The sequence below is a fragment of the Pseudomonas putida genome (genome assembly GCF_028682475.1).
Lineage (GTDB): Bacteria > Pseudomonadota > Gammaproteobacteria > Pseudomonadales > Pseudomonadaceae > Aquipseudomonas > Aquipseudomonas putida_AG.
Genome location: NZ_JANHLE010000002.1, coordinates 148,145 through 170,133, shown reverse-complemented (window position 1 = coordinate 170,133; position 21,989 = coordinate 148,145). Strand labels below are relative to the sequence as shown.

The 21,989-nt window shown below is 62.1% G+C and carries 18 protein-coding genes; 5 read left to right on the top strand and 13 right to left on the bottom strand.

The features are described 5' to 3' along the window. Positions 1-29: 29 nt before the first annotated feature. From pheA to mtnA, 4 genes are all read right to left on the bottom strand, one after another. Positions 30-1,124 carry a prephenate dehydratase gene (pheA, locus tag NPS47_RS02835; RefSeq protein ID WP_274293597.1) on the bottom strand — a complete coding sequence of 365 codons (1,095 nt, stop codon included), beginning with the start codon at positions 1,122-1,124 and terminating at the stop codon, positions 30-32. Next, positions 1,124-2,209: a 3-phosphoserine/phosphohydroxythreonine transaminase gene (gene serC, locus NPS47_RS02830; RefSeq protein WP_274293596.1), complete on the bottom strand. Its 1,086-nt coding sequence runs from the start codon at positions 2,207-2,209 to the stop codon at positions 1,124-1,126. Before serC ends, pheA begins: the two co-directional genes overlap by 1 nt. Before the next feature lie 99 nt (positions 2,210-2,308). Then, complete coding sequence (gyrA, locus tag NPS47_RS02825) at positions 2,309-4,936, bottom strand: DNA gyrase subunit A (RefSeq protein ID WP_274293595.1); 2,628 nt, start codon at positions 4,934-4,936, stop codon at positions 2,309-2,311. A 279-nt stretch (positions 4,937-5,215) separates the two neighbouring features. Further along, a complete protein-coding gene (mtnA, locus tag NPS47_RS02820) occupies positions 5,216-6,292 on the bottom strand; it encodes an S-methyl-5-thioribose-1-phosphate isomerase (protein ID WP_274293594.1) in 1,077 nt (358 codons plus the stop codon). A 108-nt stretch (positions 6,293-6,400) separates the two neighbouring features. Between mtnA and NPS47_RS02815 the strand changes: the two genes are divergently transcribed. From NPS47_RS02815 to NPS47_RS02800, 4 genes are all read left to right on the top strand, one after another. Next, positions 6,401-7,732 carry a TRZ/ATZ family hydrolase gene (locus NPS47_RS02815; protein WP_274293593.1) on the top strand — a complete coding sequence of 444 codons (1,332 nt, stop codon included), beginning with the start codon at positions 6,401-6,403 and terminating at the stop codon, positions 7,730-7,732. 63 nt (positions 7,733-7,795) lie between these two features. Then, positions 7,796-8,494, top strand: coding sequence for a bifunctional 2-polyprenyl-6-hydroxyphenol methylase/3-demethylubiquinol 3-O-methyltransferase UbiG (gene ubiG / locus NPS47_RS02810; protein ID WP_038608297.1), 699 nt, complete (start codon positions 7,796-7,798; stop codon positions 8,492-8,494). Positions 8,495-8,496: 2 nt separating this feature from the next. Beyond that, the gene (gene mupP / locus NPS47_RS02805) at positions 8,497-9,168 is read left to right on the top strand and encodes an N-acetylmuramic acid 6-phosphate phosphatase MupP (RefSeq protein WP_274293592.1); all 672 of its coding nucleotides are present in this window, start codon (positions 8,497-8,499) and stop codon (positions 9,166-9,168) included. A gap of 108 nt (positions 9,169-9,276) precedes the next feature. Next, positions 9,277-10,017: a YciK family oxidoreductase gene (locus NPS47_RS02800; protein WP_274293591.1), complete on the top strand. Its 741-nt coding sequence runs from the start codon at positions 9,277-9,279 to the stop codon at positions 10,015-10,017. A 2-nt stretch (positions 10,018-10,019) separates the two neighbouring features. On the opposite strand, the gene NPS47_RS02795 is transcribed toward NPS47_RS02800, so the two are convergent. The 7 genes from NPS47_RS02795 to NPS47_RS02765 all read right to left on the bottom strand — a co-directional run bounded on the left by NPS47_RS02795 (position 10,020) and on the right by NPS47_RS02765 (position 17,758). Further along, positions 10,020-10,772 carry a TenA family transcriptional regulator gene (locus NPS47_RS02795; protein ID WP_425313474.1) on the bottom strand — a complete coding sequence of 251 codons (753 nt, stop codon included), beginning with the start codon at positions 10,770-10,772 and terminating at the stop codon, positions 10,020-10,022. 71 nt (positions 10,773-10,843) lie between these two features. Next, complete coding sequence (locus tag NPS47_RS02790) at positions 10,844-13,300, bottom strand: EAL domain-containing protein (protein WP_274293589.1); 2,457 nt, start codon at positions 13,298-13,300, stop codon at positions 10,844-10,846. A 110-nt stretch (positions 13,301-13,410) separates the two neighbouring features. After that, the gene (locus NPS47_RS02785; RefSeq protein WP_274293588.1) at positions 13,411-15,243 is read right to left on the bottom strand and encodes an ABC transporter ATP-binding protein; all 1,833 of its coding nucleotides are present in this window, start codon (positions 15,241-15,243) and stop codon (positions 13,411-13,413) included. Next, positions 15,236-15,868 (bottom strand): DsbA family protein, encoded by a 633-nt coding sequence (locus tag NPS47_RS02780; protein ID WP_274293587.1) that lies wholly within the window; start codon positions 15,866-15,868, stop codon positions 15,236-15,238. The genes NPS47_RS02785 and NPS47_RS02780 overlap by 8 nt, the downstream gene beginning before the upstream one ends. 3 nt (positions 15,869-15,871) lie before the next feature. After that, a complete protein-coding gene (locus NPS47_RS02775) occupies positions 15,872-16,810 on the bottom strand; it encodes a rhodanese-related sulfurtransferase (RefSeq protein ID WP_274293586.1) in 939 nt (312 codons plus the stop codon). Positions 16,811-16,918: 108 nt separating this feature from the next. Then, positions 16,919-17,218, bottom strand: a complete 300-nt coding sequence (locus NPS47_RS02770; protein ID WP_038608283.1) for a BolA family protein — start codon at positions 17,216-17,218, stop codon at positions 16,919-16,921. Between the two features lie 15 nt (positions 17,219-17,233). Then, positions 17,234-17,758 (bottom strand): DUF2059 domain-containing protein, encoded by a 525-nt coding sequence (locus NPS47_RS02765; RefSeq protein WP_274293585.1) that lies wholly within the window; start codon positions 17,756-17,758, stop codon positions 17,234-17,236. Positions 17,759-17,914: 156 nt separating this feature from the next. Between NPS47_RS02765 and NPS47_RS02760 the strand changes: the two genes are divergently transcribed. Further along, complete coding sequence (locus NPS47_RS02760) at positions 17,915-19,309, top strand: class II fumarate hydratase (protein WP_274293584.1); 1,395 nt, start codon at positions 17,915-17,917, stop codon at positions 19,307-19,309. 1 nt (position 19,310) lies between these two features. On the opposite strand, the gene NPS47_RS02755 is transcribed toward NPS47_RS02760, so the two are convergent. Both NPS47_RS02755 and pap read right to left on the bottom strand, forming a co-directional pair. After that, entirely contained in the window at positions 19,311-20,267 is a 957-nt protein-coding gene (locus NPS47_RS02755) for a DMT family transporter (RefSeq protein ID WP_274293583.1), read from the bottom strand. A gap of 197 nt (positions 20,268-20,464) precedes the next feature. Next, positions 20,465-21,958, bottom strand: a complete 1,494-nt coding sequence (pap, locus tag NPS47_RS02750) for a polyphosphate:AMP phosphotransferase (RefSeq protein WP_274293582.1) — start codon at positions 21,956-21,958, stop codon at positions 20,465-20,467. Positions 21,959-21,989: the final 31 nt, after the last annotated feature.

The window sequence follows — 21,989 nt, the reverse complement described above, 5'->3', positions numbered from 1 at the left end:
TCAAATCTGCATGCACGCCATTCATTGCCTCAGAGTACCGCTTTGGGATAGGAACCCAACACCTTGAGGGCCACGGCTTCCTGGCTGATCTGTTCCAGCACGGCCTTGATCAGCGGATCACGGTGGTGACCGATGAAGTCGATGAAGAACACGTAGGTCCACTTACCACTGCGCGACGGACGGGTCTCGATACGGGTCAGGTCGATTCCGTTCTCGTGGAACGGCACCAGCAACTCGTGCAAGGCACCCGGCTTGTTGCTCATGGAGACGATGATCGAAGTCTTGTCGTCGCCGGTCGGCGGCACTTCCTGGTTACCGATCATCAGGAAGCGCGTGGAGTTGTCCGGACGGTCTTCGATCTTCTCGGCCAGGCGGGTCAGGCCATACAGCCCAGCCGCCATGTCACCGGCGATGGCCGCCGAGTTCCACTCACCCTTGACCCGCTTGGCCGCCTCGGCATTGCTCGACACGGCAACGCGCTCGACATTCGGGTAGTGGGCGTCCAGCCACTTGCGGCACTGGGCCAGGGACTGGGCGTGGGAGTAAATGCGGCTGATGCTGTCGGTCTTGGTGTTTTCACCCACCAGCAGGTGGTGGTGAATGCGCAGCTCGACTTCGCCACAGATGACCATGTCGTGCTCGAGGAAGCTGTCGAGGGTGTGGTTGACCGCACCTTCGGTGGAGTTTTCCACTGGCACCACGCCGAAGTTGACGGCACCGGCCGCCACTTCGCGGAACACCTCGTCGATGGCTGCCATCGGCTTGCTGATCACGGCGTGACCGAAATGCTTCATCGCCGCCGCTTGGGTGAAAGTACCCTCAGGACCCAGGTAGGCAACCTTGAGCGGTTGCTCAAGGGCCAGGCAGGAGGACATGATTTCACGGAACAGGCGGGCCATTTCTTCGTTGCCCAACGGCCCCTGGTTGCGCTGCATCACGCGCTTGAGCACCTGCGCCTCGCGCTCGGGCCGGTAGAATACCGGCACCTCGCCTTCAGCCAGGGTCGCGGTCTTGACCCGCGCCACTTCCTGCGCGCAGCGGGCACGGTCACTGATCAGCTCGAGGATCTTCTCGTCGAGACTGTCAATGCGCACCCGTAGCGCCTTGAGTTCCTGCTCCGACATCAGCCGTGCTCCTTCTCGAACTCAGCCATGTAAGCCACCAGTGCTTCCACAGCATCCAGGCCCAGGGCGTTGTAGATCGACGCACGCATGCCGCCCACCGAACGGTGGCCTTTGAGGTTGAGCAGGCCACGGGCATCAGCACCGGCAAGGAAAGCCTTGTCCAGACGCTCGTCGGCCAGACGGAACGGCACGTTCATCCAAGAACGGGCGTTGACGCTGATCGGGTTGCTGTAGAAGTCGCTGCTGTCGATGAAGCCGTACAGGCGATCTTTCTTCGCCCGGTTGCGCTGCTCCATCGCATCAACACCGCCCTGCTCTTTCAGCCACTCGAAGACCAGACCCGACAGATACCAGGAGTAAGTCGCCGGGGTGTTGTACATCGAGCCGTTGTCGGCCGCGACCTTGTAATCGAGCATGGTCGGGCAGCTGCTGCGGGCACGACCGATCAGGTCGTCACGCACGATCACCACCACCAGGCCGCTCGGGCCGATGTTTTTCTGGGCGCCGGCATAGATCAGGCCGAAGTCGGAGACATCGACCGGACGCGAAAGAATGTCCGAAGACATGTCGACCACCAGCGGCACGTCACCGGTCTGCGGCACCCAGTCAAACTGCAGACCACCGATGGTCTCGTTCGAGGCGTAGTGCAGGTAAGCGGCGTCCGGGGTCAGATTCCACTCGTTCTGGCCGGGAATGCTCAGGTAATCGGAAGATTTGGCGTTGGCAGCCACGTTGATGTTGCCGAAACGACGGGCTTCTTCGATGGCTTTCTTCGACCAGATACCGGTTTCGATATAGTCGGCAGTGCCACCTTCAGGCAGCAGGTTCAGCGGGATTTCGGCGAACTGCTGGCTCGCACCACCCTGCAGGAACAGCACCTTGTAGTTGGCGGGAATGGACATCAGGTCGCGCAGGTCCTGCTCGGCCTTCTCGGCGATGGCCACGTAGTCGTCGCTACGGTGACTCATCTCCATCACGGACAAACCCTTGCCATGCCAGTCCAGCATTTCGGCCTGGGCGCGCTGCAGGACAGCGTCGGGAAGCGCAGCAGGGCCTGCGCAGAAGTTAAAGGCTCGTTTGCTCACATCCACTCTCGCTCTGCTCATGATGTCCGTGGAGCCGGCCGGGCGATGCAAAGACTGCACCGCGCCGGCCACCCCACCAGGGTTACGCTACTGCGTTGATTATTCCTGCGGCGCCTCTTCGTCGCCAGCGGCCTGGGCCTCTGGTGATTCAACGGCGTCAGCATCGACCTCGTAGTCCTCGTCGCCTTCCTCTTCGGATGGCTCCTGGACACGCTCCAGACCCACCAGGGTCTCGTCGCTGGCCAACTTGATCAGGGTCACGCCCTGGGTGTTACGACCCAGGCTGGAAACCTCGCCGACACGGGTACGGACCAGGGTGCCCTGGTCGGAAATCAGCATGATTTCCTCGCCGTCCTGTACCTGCACGGCGCCGACCAGGCGACCGTTACGCTCGTTGCTGACCATGGCGATAACGCCTTGACCGCCACGCTTGTACTCGGGGAACTCGCCGATTTCGGTACGCTTGCCATAACCACGCTCGGAGGCGGTGAGGATCTGGCTGCCCTCCTCCGGAATGATCATCGAGATCAGCTTCTGCCCTTCGCCCAGACGCATGCCGCGTACACCGCGTGCGGTACGGCCCATGGCACGGACGTCGGATTCTTTGAAACGGGTGACCTTGCCGGCGTCGGAGAACAGCATGACCTCGCGCTCGCCATCGGTGATCGCGGCGGAAATCAGCACGTCGCCTTCGTCCAGCTCCAGCGCGATCAGACCGACGCTGCGCTGACGGCTGAAGGACTCCAGCGGGGTCTTCTTCACGGTACCGTTGGCGGTGGCCATGAAGATGAAGTGACCTTCGGTGTACTCCTCGACCGGCAACATGGTCGAGATGTACTCGCCTTCGTCCAGCGGCAGCAGGTTGACCAGCGGTCGACCACGCGCGGCACGGGAAGCTTCGGGAATTTCGTAGGTTTTCAGCCAGTACACCTTGCCCTTGCTGGAGAACAGCAGCAGCGTGGTGTGGCTGTTGGCGACCAGCAGGTGCGAGATGTAGTCCTCGTCCTTGACGCCGGTAGCCGATTTGCCTTTGCCACCGCGACGCTGGGCCTGATAGGCCGCCAGCGGCTGGGTCTTGGCGTAGCCGCCGTGAGAGATGGTCACAACCCGGTCTTCTTCCGGAATCATGTCACCCAGGGTCAGGTCCAGGCGCGCATCGAGGATTTCGGTGCGGCGCACGTCGCCGTATTCGGCGCGGATCAGCTCCAGCTCTTCGCGGATCACTTCCATCAGGCGCTCGGCGCTGTTGAGGATGCGGATCAGCTCACCGATCTGGTTGAGAATTTCCTGGTACTCGGCCAGCAGTTTCTCGTGCTCGAGGCCGGTCAGGCGGTGCAGACGCAGGTCGAGAATGGCCTGGGCCTGTTCCGGCGACAGGAAGTACTTGCCATCACGCAGGCCGTACTGCTCGTCGAGGTTCTCCGGACGGCAGGAGTCGGCACCGGCGCGCTCGACCATGACCTGCACGGCACTGGATTCCCACGGCGTGCTGATCAGCGCTTCCTTGGCTTCCGACGGGGTCGGCGAAGCCTTGATCAGGGCGATGACCGGGTCGATGTTGGACAGGGCAACTGCCTGACCTTCAAGGATGTGACCCCGTTCACGGGCCTTGCGCAGCTCGAACACGGTACGGCGGGTAACCACTTCGCGACGGTGACGAACGAACGCCTCGAGCAGGTCCTTGAGGTTCAGGACCCGCGGACGGCCGTCGATCAGGGCAACGATGTTGATGCCGAATACCGCCTGCAGCTGGGTCTGGGCGTAGAGGTTGTTGAGGATGACCTCAGGTACCTCGCCACGACGCAGCTCGATGACGATACGCATACCGTCCTTGTCGGACTCGTCGCGCAGTTCGGTGATACCTTCGAGTTTCTTTTCCTTGACCAGCTCGGCGATCTTCTCGATCAAGCGCGCCTTGTTCAGCTGGTAAGGCAGCTCGGTAACGACGATCTGCTGGCGGCCACCGACCTTGTCGATGTCTTCGATGGTCGAGCGGGCACGCATATAAATGCGGCCACGGCCGGTACGGTAGGCTTCGATAATGCCCTGGCGGCCGTTGATGATCGCGGCGGTCGGGAAGTCCGGGCCCGGGATGAACTCCATCAGCTCATCGACGGTAATGTCGGCGTTGTCGATCAGCGCCAGGCAACCGTCGATGACTTCACCGAGGTTGTGCGGCGGAATGTTGGTCGCCATGCCCACGGCGATACCGCTGGAACCGTTGACCAGCAGGTTGGGGATCTTGGTCGGCATGACCGCCGGGATCTGCTCGGTGCCGTCGTAGTTGGGCACCCAGTCGACGGTTTCCTTGTGCAGGTCCGCCAGCAGTTCATGGGCCAGCTTGGTCATGCGCACTTCGGTGTATCGCATGGCCGCGGCGTTGTCGCCGTCCACCGAACCGAAGTTGCCCTGGCCGTCGACCAGCAGGTAACGCAGCGAGAACGGCTGGGCCATACGGACGATGGTGTCGTAGACCGCGGTATCACCGTGCGGGTGGTACTTACCGATCACGTCACCGACCACACGGGCGGATTTCTTGTACGGTTTGTTCCAGTCGTTACCCAGTTCGCTCATCGCATACAGAACGCGGCGATGCACGGGCTTCAAGCCATCACGCGCATCGGGCAGTGCACGCCCGACAATGACGCTCATCGCGTAGTCGAGGTAGGACTGTCTCAGTTCGTCTTCGATATTGACCGGGAGGATTTCTTTGGCCAGTTCGCCCATGAGAAGCCTGATTCCTTTTTCTGGTGAAACCTCGTCACATCCATATGGGACGAACGAAGCTCGCCGCTGCAAAGTGACTCCTTGCAACGACTTACGACAAATCAACGAGTTAAGCCATGGATCTGCGCAGTAAAGACAGCCCTACGGGGCTACCTTGGAAACCGTCGGATGTTACCACAATCGCCCAGACGGTGGGAGTAGCCTGTGGCACTACTACCCTACTGCTCGTCAGTAACGCCCGCCAGCCGCTCCAGCAGGCCGCAAGCGCGACACAATGACTCAATGCAAACGCTTGCGACACATCAATTGTGCCATCTTCACCGTATCCGGGCGCTCGACGATGCCTTTCTCGGTGACGATCACATCGATCAGGTCGGCCGGCGTCACGTCAAATGCTGGATTGACCGCCTCGACCCCGGCGCCCAAGGGTTTGCCATCAACCTCCAGCAGTTCGTTGACACTGCGCTCTTCGAGCAGGATGTCTTCGCCGCTTTCCAGATTCATGTCGATACTCGAACTCGACGCCACCACCATGAAGCGCACGCCGTGGTGCATGGCGTTGACGGCCAGCTGGTAAGTACCGATCTTGTTGGCCACGTCGCCATTGGCAGTGATGCGGTCAGCACCGACGATGACCCAGGTAATGCCCTTGGTCTTCATCAGGTGGGCAGCAGCAGCGTCGGCGTTGACGGTCACCGGGATGCCGGCCTCGGCCAGCTCCCAGGCGGTCAGGCGCGACCCCTGCAGCCATGGCCGGGTTTCATCGACATAGACCCGCTCGACCATGCCCTCCAGATAGGCAGCGCGGATCACCCCCAGGGCGGTGCCGAAACCGCCGGTGGCCAGGGCACCGGTGTTGCAGTGGGTCAGCACGGCCTGTTCGTTGCCCTGGTGCTTGCGGATCAGCTCGACACCGAGCTGGGCCATGGTCAGGTTGGCTTCGCGGTCACTGTCGTGGATGGCAACCGCTTCGGCGGCCATGATCGCCGCGACATCGTCACCGGCCTTGATCCGCAACAGGCGCTCACGCATGCGATTGAGCGCCCAGAACAGGTTGGCGCCGGTCGGGCGCGAGTTGAACAGCAGCTCGAAGTCCTCTTCCAGGGCCATTTCCCAGTCGTCGCCTTCGGCCAGGCGCTGACGCACCGCCATGGCCAGGCCATAGGCAGCACTGATGCCAATGGCCGGCGCGCCGCGTACCACCATCAAGCGAATGGCCTCGGCCACTGCGGCGACATCGGTGCAGGCCTGCCAGGTCTGTTCGAAGGGCAGAACGCGCTGATCGAGCAGGTACAGGACGCCATCACGCCAATCGATGGCTTTCACCGTCTCTGCCGCCAGTAGTTGATCGCGCATGCTCACCCCATCGTTCGGACATCAAAAGCGTACGATTATAGCGAGCCCCTGGCGTAGACGCTCGGGTATACTTCGCCCTCAGCCCAAGTGTCTCAGGGAAATCCCGCCATGCCCAAACCCGCTACGCCGCTCGACCTGCTGCTCCTGCCTAGCTGGCTGGTGCCTGTCGAACCTGCCGGGGTGGTATTGAAGGATCATGGCCTGGGCATTCGCGACGGGCAGATTGTGTTCATCGGCCCCCGAGCCGAGGCTGAGCGCTTCGTCGCCGCCGAAACCCGCGAGCTGCCTGGCTGCCTGCTCAGCCCCGGACTGATCAACGCCCATGGCCACGCAGCGATGACCCTGTTCCGCGGTCTAGCCGACGACCTGCCGCTGATGACCTGGCTTGAAGAGCACATCTGGCCTGCCGAAGGTCGCTGGGTCGATGAAGATTTCGTTCGCGATGGCACCGACCTGGCCATTGCCGAGCAGATCAAAGGCGGCATCACCTGCTTCGCCGACATGTACTTCTTCCCGAAGATTGCCAGTGAACGGGTGCACAACAGCGGCATCCGTGCGCAAATTGCCGTGCCGCTGCTGGATTTCCCGATTCCCGGTGCACGCAGCACCGAAGAAGCTTTGCACCTGGGCATCGAGCTGTTCGGCGACCTGCGCCACCACCCGCGCATCACTGTCGCCCTGGGCCCGCACGCGCCCTACACGGTCAGCGACGAGAACTTGGAGAAGATCCGCGTCATCGCCGAAGAGCTCGATGCGCCGATTCACATGCACCTGCATGAAACCGCCTTCGAGGTCGAGCAATCGCTGGCCACCCGCGGCGAGCGCCCGCTGGCCCGCATCGCCCGCCTGGGCCTGCTCGGGCCGCGCCTGCAGGCGGTACACATGACCCAGGTCAGCGACGAAGACCTGGCGCTGCTGGTAGAAAGCAACACCAGCGTGGTGCATTGCCCGGAATCCAACCTCAAGCTGGCCAGTGGCTTCTGCCCGGTCGAACGCTTGTGGCAGGCCGGGGTCAATGTCGCGGTGGGCACCGATGGTGCGGCCAGCAACAACGATCTCGACCTGCTCGGCGAAACCCGTACCGCCGCGCTGCTGGCCAAGGCTGTGGCAGGCTCGGCCGCCGCGCTGGATGCCCACCGGGCACTGCGCATGGCCACCCTCAACGGCGCCCGGGCGCTGGGCCTGGAGACGCTGACCGGGTCGCTGGAAGTGGGCAAGGCCGCCGACCTGGTAGCCTTCGACCTTTCCGGCCTGGCCCAGCAACCGATTTACGACCCGGTTTCACAACTGATCTATGCCAGCGGCCGAGACTGCGTCAAGCACGTCTGGGTCGCCGGCAAGCAACTGCTCGACGAGCGCCGCCTGACCCGCATGGACGAACAGGCGCTGCATGCCGCCGCCTGCGCCTGGGGCCAGCGGATCGCCGAGCGCACTGAATAACCGGCTGGCAGCCGCAGCTGCCGGCCCGTAACACCTTTAATCAAAGTTTCAGAGGACCGTTCCATGAGCAACGTCGACCACGCCGAAATCGCCAAGTTCGAAGCCCTGGCCCACCGCTGGTGGGACCGCGAGAGCGAGTTCAAGCCGCTGCACGACATCAACCCGCTGCGGGTCAACTGGATCGATGAACGGGTCAAGCTGGCCGGCAAGAAGGTCCTCGACGTCGGTTGCGGTGGCGGCATCCTCAGCGAAGCCATGGCCCAGCGCGGCGCCACGGTCACCGGTATCGACATGGGCGAAGCGCCGCTGGCCGTGGCCCAACTGCACCAGCTGGAGTCCGGCGTGGAGGTCGAATACCGGCAGATCACCGCCGAAGCCCTGGCCGAAGAAATGCCCGAGCAATTCGACGTGGTCACCTGCCTGGAAATGCTTGAGCACGTACCCGATCCGTCGTCGGTAATCCGCGCCTGCTACCGCATGGTGAAGCCGGGCGGCCAGGTGTTCTTCTCGACCATCAACCGCAACCCCAAGGCCTACCTGTTCGCGATCATCGGCGCCGAATACATCATGAAGCTGCTACCGCGCGGCACCCACGACTTCAAGAAGTTCATCCGCCCGTCCGAACTGGGTGCCTGGAGCCGTGAGGCCGGCCTGAACGTCAAGGACATCATCGGCCTGACCTACAACCCGCTGACCAAGCACTACAAGCTGGCCAACGACGTCGACGTCAACTACATGATCCAGACCCTGCGCGAGGAATGAGCATGCGCCTGAGAGCAGTACTTTTCGACATGGACGGCACCCTGCTCGACACGGCGCCGGACTTCATTGCCATCTGCCAGGCGATGCTCGCCGAGCGCGGCCTGCCTGCCGTCGACGACCAGCGCATCCGCGACGTGGTGTCCGGCGGTGCCAAGGCAATGGTTTCGGTCACTTTCAACCTCGATCCCGAGGCGCCGGAGTTCGAAGCCTTGCGCCTGGAGTTCCTTGAGCGCTATCAACAGGGCTGCGCGGTACACAGCAAACTCTATGACGGCATGGCCGAACTGCTGGCCGATATCGAGAAAGCCAACCTGCTGTGGGGCGTGGTGACCAACAAGCCGGTGCGCTTCGCCGAGCCGATCATGCAGCAGCTGGGCCTGGCCGAGCGCTCGGCGCTGCTGATCTGCCCGGATCATGTGAAGAACAGCAAGCCGGACCCCGAGCCGCTGATCCTCGCCTGCAAGACCCTGAACCTGGACCCGGCCAGCGTGCTGTTCGTCGGTGACGACCTGCGCGACATCGAGTCTGGCCGTGATGCCGGCACTCGCACCGCTGCCGTGCGCTATGGCTATATTCATCCAGAAGACAACCCCAACAACTGGGGCGCGGATGTGGTCGTCGACCATCCGCTGGAGCTGCGCAAGGTGCTTGATAGCGCGCTTTGCGGCTGCTGATTTCGACAAGGATCGCGGGGCAAGCCCGCTCCCACCGAGGTCATATGGAACCTGTGGGAGCGGGCTTGCCCCGCGAAAAAAGTCACCCTATTTTCACGAGGTAACCCCATGTTCGATTACTCCGCCCGCCCCGACCTGCTCAAAGGCCGGACCATCCTGGTCACCGGCGCCGGTCGCGGAATCGGCGCAGCGGCCGCCAAGGCCTACGCCGCCCATGGCGCAACCGTGCTGCTGCTGGGCAAAACGGAAGGCAACTTGAGCCAGGTCTACGACGAGATCGAAGCCGCCGGCCATCCAAAACCTGCGGTCATCCCGTTCAACCTGGAAACCGCCCTGCCGCATCAGTACGACGAACTGGCAGCGATGATCGAAACCGAGTTCGGCCATATCGACGGCCTGCTGCACAATGCTTCGATCATCGGCCCACGCACGCCGCTGGAGCAGCTGTCCGGCGACAACTTCATGCGCGTGATGCAGGTCAACGTCAATGCCATGTTCATGCTCACCAGCACCCTGCTGCCGCTGCTCAAACTGTCTCAGGATGCGTCGGTGATCTTCACCTCCAGCAGCGTCGGGCGCAAAGGCCGGGCCTACTGGGGTGCTTACGGGGTGTCGAAGTTCGCCACCGAGGGCCTGATGCAGACCCTCGCCGACGAACTCGAAGGCGTGGCGCCGGTGCGCTCCAACAGCGTCAACCCGGGCGCCACCCGCACCAGCATGCGCGCCCAGGCCTACCCAGGCGAAAACCCGGAGAACAACCCGCTACCCGAGCAGATCATGCCGGTGTACCTGTACCTGATGGGCCCGGACAGCACTGGCGTCAACGGCCAGGCGTTCAACGCCCAGTAAGTTCAGCCCTCGACCAGTTCCGCCTGGGCACGGGCGGGCTGGCGCTGTTCCAGCTGCATGCAGCGCTCAAGGAACAGGTACATGTAGTCGTAACTTTTGCACACCGCCCGACGCAGCTCTGCCTGCAACGCCTGCGACGGGTTGTTGCCGGCCAGGGTACAGACGATTTCCAGCGCCTCCCACGGGTGGGCGTCGTCGTACTGGGCATGCATCTTCAGCCACTTCATGGCGCGCTTGCGACCTTCCTCCGGAAAGCCCTGGGCATAGACCCCGGTCGAGCACACCACGGCCGACCATTCGCCTGTCGCCCCTTCGATCGCATAGTTGGTAGCAGCGATGGCCACCACCAGCGAATCCGCTGCACAGGTGTGCCAGCACCAGTCACTCAGGGCATTGAGCTCGGTCGGCACATCCTGGTTCTGCAGGTCCTCGAGACTGACGCCATGGGCCTGACTCCAGTACAGCCAGTAGTCGGCATGATTGAGCTCGACACGAATGTTGCGCATCAACCAGCGCCGCGCCATGTCTTCGCCGGGATGGCGTGCGTAGCGGGTCTTGGTCAGGTTCTTGGCCATGTACAGGGAAAACTGCTCGACCACCGGCCAGCCGCCAATCAGGTACTGGCGCATGGTACGAGCACTGAGCCGGCCATCGCGCATGCGTTGATAGAGGTCGTGTTCGACTACCCGGCGCTTGCTCTCATGGCAATCCTTGATCAACTGCTGGGCCCAGAGCGGGTAACTGGTGGGGTCCATCAATGGACCGGTACGGATAAACGCGTCAATCACTGTCAGCTCCTTGTTCCTTGTGATTATCGAGCGGATCGTCAGCGAAAGGTCCCGGGTGCCTTGAACAGCAGGGGCCTGGCCGCAATCCGTTGGCGTTGCAAGCTGTCGCAGGTGAACACCTGCGGCCGCTCGATCAGGTACCCCTGGGCGTAATCGACGCCGATTTCCTGCAGGGCCTGTTCGATCAACGGCGTTTCGACGAATTCGGCAATGGTGCGTTTGCCCATGACATGGCCGATGTGGTTGATGACTTCAACCATAGCCCGGTTAACCGGGTCGTCGAGCATATCTTTGACGAAACTTCCGTCGATTTTCAGGAAATCTACCGGCAAGTGTTTCAAATACGCGAACGACGACATCCCGGCACAGAAATCATCCAGCGAGAACCGGCATCCCAGGCTTTTGAGTTCATTGATGAAGCGTATGGCGCTGCCGAGATTGGCAATGGCACTGGTTTCGGTGATCTCGAAACAGATCATCTGCGGCGGAATGGCAAACTCACCAAACAGCCGCCGCAGGTAGTCAAGGAACTTGTCGTCACCGATGCTGCTGCCCGACAGGTTGATCGCGCACATGGCCAAGGGGCCGTCGCGCTGCTCATCCAGGCACTGGCGAATGACCGTGAACACGCTGCGCACCACCCAACGGTCCAGCGCGGTCATCAAGCCGTAGCGCTCGGCAGCAGGAATGAAGCTGTCCGGGAGGATGATCCGCCCGTTTTCATCCTGCAGACGCAGGAGGATCTCGATGTGACCGGCACCGTCATCGGGCCCGAGGGCGGCGATTTCCTGGGCGTACAGACAGAAGCGGTTCTCTTCCAGGGCCACATGCAGGCGTTGAATCCAGGCCATCTCGCCAAAGCGCATGGACAACTCGCTGTCGTCGGCATGGTACACCTGCACGCGATTTCGGCCCTTTTCCTTGGCCATGTAGCAGGCCATGTCGGCGGCGCGCAACGAGGCTTCAAGGGTGGCGGGCGCCTGGGCGATATGCACCAGCCCCAGGCTCACGGTGGTCATGAACGGCCGTCCTTTCCAGACGAAATGCAGGCTCTGCACGGCCTGACGCAGGCCTTCGGCAATGCGCTCGGCTTGTTCCTGCGGGCAATTCTCCAGCAGGATGCCGAACTCATCGCCGCCCAGCCGCGCCAGGGTGTCACCTTCGCGCAGCCCGGCCTGCAGCACGGCACAGATGTGGCGCAGCAGCTCATCACCGGCGGCATGCCCGCAGGTATCGTTGACCAGTTTGAATTGATCGAGGTCGAGGAACATCAAGGCGTGCCGTGCCGGCTTGCGCGCCAGGCCATTGAGCGCCTGCTCCAGGCGGTATTCGAACTCGCGGCGGTTGGCCAGGCCGGTCAGCGCGTCATGGGTTGCCTGCCAGGACAGGTTGGCGATGTACTGCCGCTCCTGAGTCATGTCATGCAGCACCAGGACAATACCGCTGATCTGCCCGTCGGCCATGATCGGCGCGCCCACCAGGGTTACCGACACAGTGCTGCCATCCAGACGCTGGATCAGTTTGGTGTGTTCGCTTCCGCCTTTGAGGCCACCACTGAGGATGTGCTCGACCAGGGTCAGGCTGTCTTTCTCGGCATTTTCATCCAGCAGGCTGAACAGCGCCGCCAAGGGCAGACCATGGGCCTGGGCGGCGTGCCAGTGAGTCAGCTGTTCGGCGGCCGGGTTCATGTAAGCGATGCAGCCTTCGACGTCGGTGGTAATCACCCCATCGCCAATCGACTCGAGGGTGATTTGCGCCCGCTCCTTTTCAACTTCCAAAGCGTTGGCAAAGGCCTGGCGCTGAGCCAGCAACTTGCTTGAGCGCATCCAGGCCAAGGCAATCAAAAACAGCGCAGTGGCCAGGTTGGTCACCAACAGCACCCGCAACAGCATGCGCGAGCCTTCACCCAAGGCATCGCTGAACGCCCGCGCGGCCGGTGTCACGCCATCGTTGATGGTGGCAATGCGCGCCTTCCATTCGGCCACGTCTTGCGCAGTGGCCGTGCCCGCGCGAAAACCTGCGTGCATCTGCCGGGCAACCTCGTCGAGCTGACTGAGGAAGCTGTCCCCCACCGTCCACAGCTCAATGGCCTTTTCCAGATAGCTGACCTGGCGAAAGTTCAGGTACAGCCAAATGAGACTGGAAACATCATCAGGGTGGTTGCCACCCTGAAGAATGCCTCGACGCGCCGCCTCCAGGTCCGGGACAGGCAAATCCAGGGCCGCGCGCAAGTCATGCCCGCCCTGCGGCACGGCGAAGGCCTTCTGGTACTTCTGGAAGACTGCCTGGTCATGGCTGTCGGCGTACAGGTTGAGGTAGTAGATCGCGTCCTTCTGGCCTTTGGACCAGAGGCTCTCCCCCGCCACGTAACCACGCACCGCCGACAAGGCGTACAAACTTATGCCCCCGAGCAATGCCTGAAACAGTACCACCGCAACAAATGGCCAGATGATGCCCAGCAGGTTCGGGGCTTCGAGAGTCCGTTTTCGCTTCATGAGGTCCCTTACACGCAGAGCCGAATGAATCTCTATTCTTATAAGTGCACAGCCTAGGCTATTTGCCCGCAATACTGGAGAGCTTTTCTCAATTACTCAGCACTTTGCCTTCAACTCTGTTGCAGGTGACCATACAGCTTGGCGTACAAGCCGCCATCGGCAATCAATTGCTGATGATCGCCATCCTCGGCCACATGCCCGCCATCGAACACCAGGACACGGTCAGCCTGCTTCACTGCGGATAGACGGTGGGCAATGATCAACGTGGTACGCGCACTGAGAAAACGCGCAAGGGCTTGATGCAGGTTGTATTCAGTGGCCGCGTCCAGCGCCGAGGTGGCTTCGTCGAGGATCACCACCTTGGGTTCGGCCAGCACCATCCGCGCAATCGCCAGGCGCTGACGCTGGCCGCCGGACAGGCGTACGCCCGAGCGCCCGACCACGGTGTCCAGGCCACGCGGCAACGCGGCAATCGTGCTGTCGAGCTGGGCTATGCCCAATGCCTGCCAGCAGGCTTCGTCGCTGCAATCACGGCCCATGGTCAGGTTGGCGCGCACCGTGTCGTTGAACAGCGACGGATGCTGCAACACCACCGCGACATGTTCACGCAGGGTTTCCAGGCCGATCTCCTGCAAGGTCGAGCCGCCGAAGCGGATGGTACCGGCCTGGGCGCTGTAGAGCCCGAGCAGCAATTGCACCAGGGTGCTCTTGCCGCCCCCGCTGGCCCCGACGATAGCGACCTTTTCGCCCGGGGCGATGGACAGGTTCAGCTGGTCAAGCACCGGCTCGTCGCCGTAGGCAAAGCGCAGCCCCTGCACTTCGATACCGACCGTGTCACGGCCCTTGAACGGATCGACGCCACCGGGATACTGCGGCTCGTCGGCACGCGCAAGCAATTCGTTGAGGCGGCTCAACGCGCCACCGGCGGCGTAGAAGGCGTACTGCAGATTCAACAGCTGTTCGACCGGGCCGATCATGAACCACAGGTAGCTGAACACCGCCAGCATTTGGCCGATCGACAGGTCGGAGAACAGCACGGTCAGCATCGCCGCAGCGCGGAAGATATCGATACCGAACTGGAACAACAGCCCACTGGCACGGCCACTGGCATCGCTCTTCCACTGCGAAGCCACCGCGTAGTTGCGCACCTCCTGAGCACGCAGACCGAGGCGCCCGAGGAAATGCCCCTGGCGATTGCTGGCACGAATTTCCTGGATCGCATCGAGGGTTTCGGTCAGCGCTTGGGTAAAGCGCGAGGTGCTGTCGTTTTCCAGCTTTTTCAGGTGTTTGACCCGTTTGCCCAACTGCACCGTGGCAAACACCACAACGGGGTTGAACAACAGAATCAGCAACGCCAGCTTCCAGTGCATCCACATCAGGATCGCTGCCGTGCCGGTCAGGGTCAGCATCGCGACCAGAAACCGGCTCAGGGTCTCGCCGACGAACTTGTCCAGGGTGTCCAGGTCGGTGACCAGGTGCGTGGTCACCGTGCCACTACCGAGGCTTTCGTATTCCTTCAGGGAGATACGCTTGAGCCGCTCGATCAGGCGAATGCGCAAGCGATAGACGATGTCCTTGGCAAGGCCAGCGAACAGTTTGGCCTGTATCACGTTGAAGGCCAGCGCGGCACAGCGCAGGCACAGGGTCAGCACCAGCATCAGGCCAATGTAGCCGGCCGCCACCTGCCAGTTGCCCGGCAGCAACTGATTCATCCACTTGAGCGCGGCATCGCCATGCCCGAGCAGGACTTCGTCGACCAGCAACGGCAGCAACAAGGGAATCGGCACGCTGCACAGCGCCGCCAGCACGGCAACGCCGTTGGCGGTCCACAGGGCTTTTTTATGATGCAGGGCCAGGCGGCGGATTTCCGCCCAGCTCAGGCGATCGGCAACAACCGGAGCAGGCCCCGGCACAGGGTCGGGTGACCCAGGCAGGTCAAGCACAGGCGGCCTGCTGCAGCCAGCGGCCGAGCAGCGGGCTTAACGCGTCGAGCGACTGGTAGCCATTGGTCAGCAACGCCAGTTGGCCGTTACGTTCGGCCAGCAAGGTCGGAAACCCGGCAATCCCCAGATCCTGCACCCAGGTGAAATCGGAGGCCGTGGCCGCGCGCACCTCGGCACTGGCGAAGCGCTCGGCAAACGCCGCCCGCTCAAAACCGGCCTGCTCGGCCAGCTCCACCAGTTTGGGCGCGCGGGTGACGTCTTCGCCGCCCTGATAGAACGCTTGCTGGATCGCCGCGAGCAACGCCCAGGTGCGTTGCCGGTCAAGACCACGGGCGGCCACCAGGGCACGACAGGCAGGCTCGGTGTCATAGACAAAACCATCCGGCATCGCCCCTTCGAGGGTGAAGGGCTGGCCAGTCGCTTGATTGACCGCTTGCCAGTGCTCAAGGATGTAACCGCGGGTCGAGGCATCCAGCGCCGTGCTGCCGGTGCGCAAGCCGCCGGGCACCAGCTGGGTGTCGATCCCGGCTTCACGCGCTTGGGCGATCAGCGCCTGGGCCACCGGGGCAAAACCCCAGCACCAGGAGCACATCGGGTCCATCACATAGAGCAGGCGTGCGGACATCTATCAGGCCTCGGCAGCTTTGCGGTAGTTATGGCCGATCGGGTGCGGCATGTTGCGGGCCTTGGCCAGCTCGATCTGCTTCTGCCGGTCGATGGCGCTGCGCCGGGTCTTTTCGCTCAGGCTGTCCCAGCAATGCGGGCAGCTGATGCCAGGCGAATAGTGCTCGGACGCACGGTCTTCGACACTGATCGGGGTACGGCAGGCATGGCACTGGTCGTAGTCGCCCTCGGTCAGGTCGTGACGCACGGTGACCCGGTTGTCGAACACGAAGCAGTCGCCCTGCCAGCGGCTTTCGTCCTGCGGTACCTCTTCGAGGTATTTCAGGATCCCGCCTTTAAGATGATAGACCTCTTCGAAACCTTCACCGAGCATGTAGCTGGAGGCTTTTTCGCAACGGATGCCGCCGGTGCAGAACATCGCGACTTTCTTGTGCCGCGCCGGGTCGAAGTTGGCCTTGATGTACTCGGGAAACTCACGGAAGGTCGTGGTTTTCGGGTCGATCGCGCCTTCGAAGGTGCCAATCGACACTTCGTAGTCGTTGCGGGTATCGATCAGCAGCACTTCAGGGTCGCTGATCAGCGCGTTCCAGTCCTGCGGCTCGACGTAGGTACCGACTTTGTGGTTCGGGTCCACGCCCGGCACGCCGAGGGTGACAATCTCTTTCTTGAGCTTGACCTTGGTGCGATAGAACGGCTGTTCGTCGCAGTAGGACTCTTTGTGATCGATATCCACCAGGCGGGCATCGCTGCGCAACCAGGCCAGCAGGCCGTCGATTCCTTCACGGCTGCCGGAAACGGTGCCGTTGATACCTTCTTCGGCCAGCAACAAGGTGCCCTTGATGCCGTTGGCCATCATGCTTTCGAGCAGCGGCTCGCGCAGCTCGACGTAATCTTTCAGGGTGACGAATTTATACAGCGCCGCCACGACGATAGCTTGGGTCATGCAATCAATCTCCAGGTGGTCACCCTCGTAAAGGGCGGACCGGATGACAATAAAAAACGCGCCGACAAGCGGCGCGTTGCACATTCTAACAAAAACCTGACGATGAAATCAGTGTTTGCTGCCACCTGCGCAGGTGGGTGAAGCGGGCGCTGCGCCGACCTTTTGCCACTCTTCGGGGGTATAGGTGTGCAGGGCCAGGGCATGGAACTGCCCCATCAGCTCACCGAGGGTGGCGTAGACCTTCTGGTGACGCTTGACGCTGTTCAGGCCTTCAAACTGTTCGCTGACCAGCACGGCCTTGTAGTGGGTTTCTTGCCCACGGCTGTGCATGTGGCTTTCGTCGAGCACCGAGAGGTGCTGCGGCGCCAGCGCGGCCAGGCTCTGTTCAATCTTTTGCTGCATGGACATGGACGGCTCCGGGTATTACTTCTTCGCTGGCGCGGCGGCCTTGCCAGCGTTCGGGTCGAGTTCCTTGGTCATGTCAGCCAGCAGCTTGTTGACCACCGGTACCGCGCTTTCCAGCTTGCGCTGGGTCAGCTGGGCCGACTGCTGGGTCACTTGCGGCATTTTTTCCAGGACTTTCTTGCCCAGTGGCGACTGATAGAAGGCTACCAGGTCCTTGAGCTCGCTTTCGCTGAAGGTGCTGGTGTAGAGCTTGACCATGTCCGGCTTGAGCTTGTTCCAGCCGATGGCCTGGTCCAGGGCGGCGTTGGCCTTGGCCTGGTAGCTGTCGAGCACGGATTTTTTCGAGGCTGGGGCTTTGGTCTGTTCGAAACGCTGGGCAAACATCTGTTGCACCTGCATGTAGACCGGAGTGCCGAGCTTGTCAGCGTGCGCCATCATGAGGAATTTTTCGGCACTGGCGTTGTGGCTGGCGGTATCGGCAAGCACCTGGCCGCTGGCGCAGACCAGCGCAACAGCAGTGCAAAGGGCGCGAAGACGGGTCATCGTAATTCCTTCAATAGACAGAAGAGGTAGTACCCCAGAGTAGAGCATTCTGCGCCGACTCGGGCACGCCGCTCAAGTGGGTCGACGAGCGATGGAACCGCTGCGACAAAAAGGGACCTAAACTGCGAATTCAGACCACAAGGGAGTGTTCACAGCATGAGCCGTATCGAAACTGACAGCCTGGGGCAGGTCGAAGTTCCTGACCAGGCCTACTGGGGTGCCCAGACGCAACGCTCGCTGATCAACTTTGCCATCGGCAAGGAACGCATGCCACTGGCTGTCCTGCACGCCCTGGCGATGATCAAAAAAGCCGCTGCACGGGTCAACAACCGCAACGGAGACCTGCCGGCGGATATCGCCCGGTTGATCGAACAGGCGGCCGACGAGGTGCTCGATGGCCAGCTGGATGAGCAATTTCCACTCGTCGTCTGGCAGACCGGCAGCGGCACCCAGAGCAACATGAACGTCAATGAAGTGATCGCCGGACGCGCCAACGAACTGGCCGGTAAAGGCCGGGGCGGCAAGAATCCGGTGCACCCCAACGATCATGTCAACCGCTCGCAGAGTTCCAACGACTGCTTCCCCACCGCCATGCACATCGCCGCCGCCCAGGCAGTCCAGTACAAGCTGCTGCCGGCCATTGCCGAGTTGTCAGCGGGGCTGGCGGAGCTTTCGGTGCGCCACCAGCATCTGGTCAAGACCGGCCGCACGCACATGATGGATGCCACACCGATCACTTTCGGCCAGGAACTCTCGGCCTACGTGGCGCAGCTCGATTACGCCCAACGCGCCATTCGTTCGGCCTTGCCGGCGGTGTGCGAACTGGCCCAGGGCGGTACCGCGGTCGGTACCGGGCTGAATGCCCCGCACGGTTTTGCCGAGGCCATCGCCGCCGAGCTGGCCGCCCTCTCCGGCCTGCCATTTGTTACCGCACCGAACAAGTTTGCCGCCCTCGCCGGGCATGAACCGCTGACTACCCTGTCCGGTGGTCTGAAGACCCTGGCCGTGGCGTTGATGAAACTGGCCAACGACCTACGCCTGCTCGGCTCCGGCCCGCGTGCAGGCCTGGCGGAAGTGCGCCTGCCGGCTAACGAACCCGGCAGCTCGATCATGCCCGGAAAGGTCAATCCGACCCAGTGCGAGGCGCTGTCGATGCTGGCTTGCCAGGTACTGGGCAACGACACCGCAATCGGTTTTGCCGCCAGCCAAGGCCACCTGCAGTTGAACGTGTTCAAGCCGGTGATCATTCACAACCTGCTGCAGTCCATCGAGCTGCTGGCCGACGGCTGCAGCAACTTCCAGCAGCACTGCGTGGCAGGCATCGAAGCGGATGCCGAACAGATGGCCGCGCATCTGGAGCGCGGGCTGATGCTGGTCACCGCACTCAACCCGCACATCGGCTACGACAAGGCCGCGGAAATTGCCAAGAAGGCCTACAGCGAAGGCCGCACGTTACGCGAGGCGGCCTTGACCCTGGGTTACCTGAGCAACGAGCAATTCGATCAATGGGTACGCCCGCAAGACATGCTCGAACCCGGCAAGAAAGGCTGAGTCACCGGGCCAGGCGTGTGCGCCTGGCTCGCCAGCCGGCCATGATCGAGGGGCCCAGCGCGGTCAGCGCCGAACCCAGCACCACCACCAGCGCACCGATGTAACCCAGGGTGTTGATCTGTTCGGCATGCACGTAATCAGGCCAGAACCAGGCCGCCAGGGCGACGGCAACGAAGGTAATCAACGGCGTGACCGCCAGGGTGGCGCTGACCTTGGAGGCTTCCCAGTGGGCCAGGGCTTCGGCAAAGGCGCCATAGGCCACCAGGGTGTTGAGGCAGCAGGCGAGCAACAGCCAGCCTTGCAGCGGGGTCAATTGCAGGGCTTCGAGCGGATGCACCCAGGGCGTCAGTAGCGCAGCGCAGCACAGGTAGATCACCATCATCACCTGCATCGAATTCCACACCGTCAGCAATTGCTTCTGGCTCAGGGCATAAAAAACCCAGATGGTAGTGGCCAGGATAATGGTCAGCACACCGGTGGTGTAGACGCTCAGCGAGGTCAGCAGTTCATCCAGGCGCTGATTGAAAAACAGGCCGAAGCCCGTGAGCAGAATGACCAGGCCGACCCCTTGGCCGAGGCTGAAGCGCTCCTTGAACAGGAACACACTGGCCACCAGCAGCAATACCGGCCCCAACTGCACCACCAGTTGCGCTGTACCCGGGCTGAGCAGGTTCAGGCCCATCAGGTACAGCACATAATTGCCGACCAGACCGCCGGTGGCCAATGCCACCAGGCCCCAGCCCTTGCGCCCGAGGGTATTGAATGACGGCAAACGCTTGCTCGCCGCCAGCCAGGCCAGCAACAAGCCACCGGAGACCAGCAGGCGAAACCAGGTCACGGTGATCGGGTCCATCACCTGCAGCACCTGTTTGAGTTTGATCGGCAGGATGCCCCAGAGCAACGCGGTCAACAGCGAAAGAGAAAGGCCATAGACCCAGCGTCCGGAAGAAATGTGCATACCAGCCTCAAATGCCCTGTGGTGGGGGGAGGCTGGATTCTACGGGCTGGGTGGTGGGGACTGACAGGTACAATTGAGGAAAAGATTTTGGCGCAGCTTTTCGCCGGCAAGGCCGGCTCCCACAATGACTGCTATTGGCACTTACTACAGTGGGAGCCGGCGTTGCCGGCGATAGGGCCAGCAGCGGCCCCGACAAATCATTTCTTGTCCTTCTTGAACGCCGCCTCCAGCGCATCATTGATGGTCCGCAACACCTTGACCCGGGCCCAACGCTTGTCGTTGGCCTCGACCAGGGTCCAGGGCGCGATCTCGCTGCTGGTACGGTCGACCATGTCACCCACCGCTTCGGCGTACAGCCCCCATTTTTCGCGATTGCGCCAGTCTTCTTCGGTGATCTTGAAACGCTTGAACGGGATCTGCTCACGCTCTTTGAAGCGCTCAAGCTGGGTCTGCTCATCGATCGACAGCCAGAACTTGACCAGCACCACCCCGGCACTGGTCAGCTGCTCTTCGAAGTCGTTGATCTCGCCATAGGCGCGCATCCAGTCGGCCTGACTGCAGAAGCCCTCGACCCGTTCAACCAGCACCCGGCCATACCAGGAGCGGTCGAACACGGTGAACTTGCCGCGCGCCGGAACATGCCGCCAGAACCGCCACAAATACGGTTGCGCACGTTCTTCTTCAGTCGGCGCGGCAATCGGCACGATGCGGTATTGACGCGGGTCCAGCGCGGCGGCGACGCGGCGGATGGCACCGCCCTTGCCCGCCGCGTCATTGCCTTCGAACACCGCCACCAGCGCATGCCGACGCATGCGTTTGTCACGCAACAAGCCGGCCAGACGCGCTTGCTCGGTAATCAACTGTTCCTGGTAGTCGCTCTTGTCCAGGCGCAGGGTCATGTCCAGGCTGCCCAACAGGCTGCGCTGATCGATGCTCTGGCCCAGTGGCGCAATATTGGCCTGGTGCACTGGCGCATGCTGGACTTTGAGCGCCGCCTGCAACCCCTCAAGTAAAATGCGCCCGACTGCCAGGCTGCGGTAATGCGGGTCCACCCCTTCAATCACATGCCAGGGCGCGTAGTCGCGGCTGGTCTGGCGCAGCACCCGTTCGCCGAAGCGTACAAAGCGGTCGTAAGTTTCCGACTGCTGCCAGTCCAGCGGGCTGATGCGCCAGCTGTGCAACGGATCGTCCTGGAGCGCTTTGAGCCGGGCTTTCATCTGTTTCTTGGACAGGTGAAACCAGAATTTGAAAATCAGTGCGCCTTCATCACAGAGCATTTCTTCCAGGCGCTCGGCGCCGCGAATGGCCTGGTCGAGCACGGCGTCCTTGAACAAACCATGGACCCGGCCCTGCAACATCTGGCTGTACCAGTTGCCGAAAAACACGCCGATCCGCCCTTTGGCCGGCAATGCGCGCCAGTAGCGCCAGGCCGGCGGCCGGGCAAGCTCTTCGTCGGTCTGCTGGTCGAAGGTGCGCACTTCGATCAGGCGCGGGTCCATCCACTCGTTGAGCAGCTTTACCGTCTCGCCCTTGCCGGCACCTTCAATGCCGTTGATCAGCACAATCACCGGGAAACGCGCCTGCTGCTTGAGTTCGAACTGCGCCTCGAGCAAGGCCTCACGTAGCGCCGGCACTTCAGCGTCATAGGTTTCTTTATCGATGGCGTGACCAATTTCAGCGGATTCGAACATACCAGGCTCCCTACATGGATAAGCAAGACTA

Coding starts and splice junctions, on each gene's coding strand:
- mupP (WP_274293592.1), top strand. CDS start 8,497: ATGCGCCTGAGAGCAGTACTTTTCGACATGGACGGCACCCTGCTCGAC.
- NPS47_RS02765 (WP_274293585.1), bottom strand. CDS start 17,758: ATGACCCGTCTTCGCGCCCTTTGCACTGCTGTTGCGCTGGTCTGCGCC.
- mtnA (WP_274293594.1), bottom strand. CDS start 6,292: ATGCGCGATCAACTACTGGCGGCAGAGACGGTGAAAGCCATCGATTGG.
- NPS47_RS02755 (WP_274293583.1), bottom strand. CDS start 20,267: ATGCACATTTCTTCCGGACGCTGGGTCTATGGCCTTTCTCTTTCGCTG.
- NPS47_RS02780 (WP_274293587.1), bottom strand. CDS start 15,868: ATGTCCGCACGCCTGCTCTATGTGATGGACCCGATGTGCTCCTGGTGC.
- NPS47_RS02790 (WP_274293589.1), bottom strand. CDS start 13,300: ATGAAGCGAAAACGGACTCTCGAAGCCCCGAACCTGCTGGGCATCATC.
- gyrA (WP_274293595.1), bottom strand. CDS start 4,936: ATGGGCGAACTGGCCAAAGAAATCCTCCCGGTCAATATCGAAGACGAA.
- NPS47_RS02795 (WP_425313474.1), bottom strand. CDS start 10,772: ATGGACCCCACCAGTTACCCGCTCTGGGCCCAGCAGTTGATCAAGGAT.
- pap (WP_274293582.1), bottom strand. CDS start 21,958: ATGTTCGAATCCGCTGAAATTGGTCACGCCATCGATAAAGAAACCTAT.
- NPS47_RS02775 (WP_274293586.1), bottom strand. CDS start 16,810: ATGACCCAAGCTATCGTCGTGGCGGCGCTGTATAAATTCGTCACCCTG.
- NPS47_RS02770 (WP_038608283.1), bottom strand. CDS start 17,218: ATGTCCATGCAGCAAAAGATTGAACAGAGCCTGGCCGCGCTGGCGCCG.
- pheA (WP_274293597.1), bottom strand. CDS start 1,124: ATGTCGGAGCAGGAACTCAAGGCGCTACGGGTGCGCATTGACAGTCTC.
- NPS47_RS02760 (WP_274293584.1), top strand. CDS start 17,915: ATGAGCCGTATCGAAACTGACAGCCTGGGGCAGGTCGAAGTTCCTGAC.
- NPS47_RS02815 (WP_274293593.1), top strand. CDS start 6,401: ATGCCCAAACCCGCTACGCCGCTCGACCTGCTGCTCCTGCCTAGCTGG.
- ubiG (WP_038608297.1), top strand. CDS start 7,796: ATGAGCAACGTCGACCACGCCGAAATCGCCAAGTTCGAAGCCCTGGCC.
- NPS47_RS02800 (WP_274293591.1), top strand. CDS start 9,277: ATGTTCGATTACTCCGCCCGCCCCGACCTGCTCAAAGGCCGGACCATC.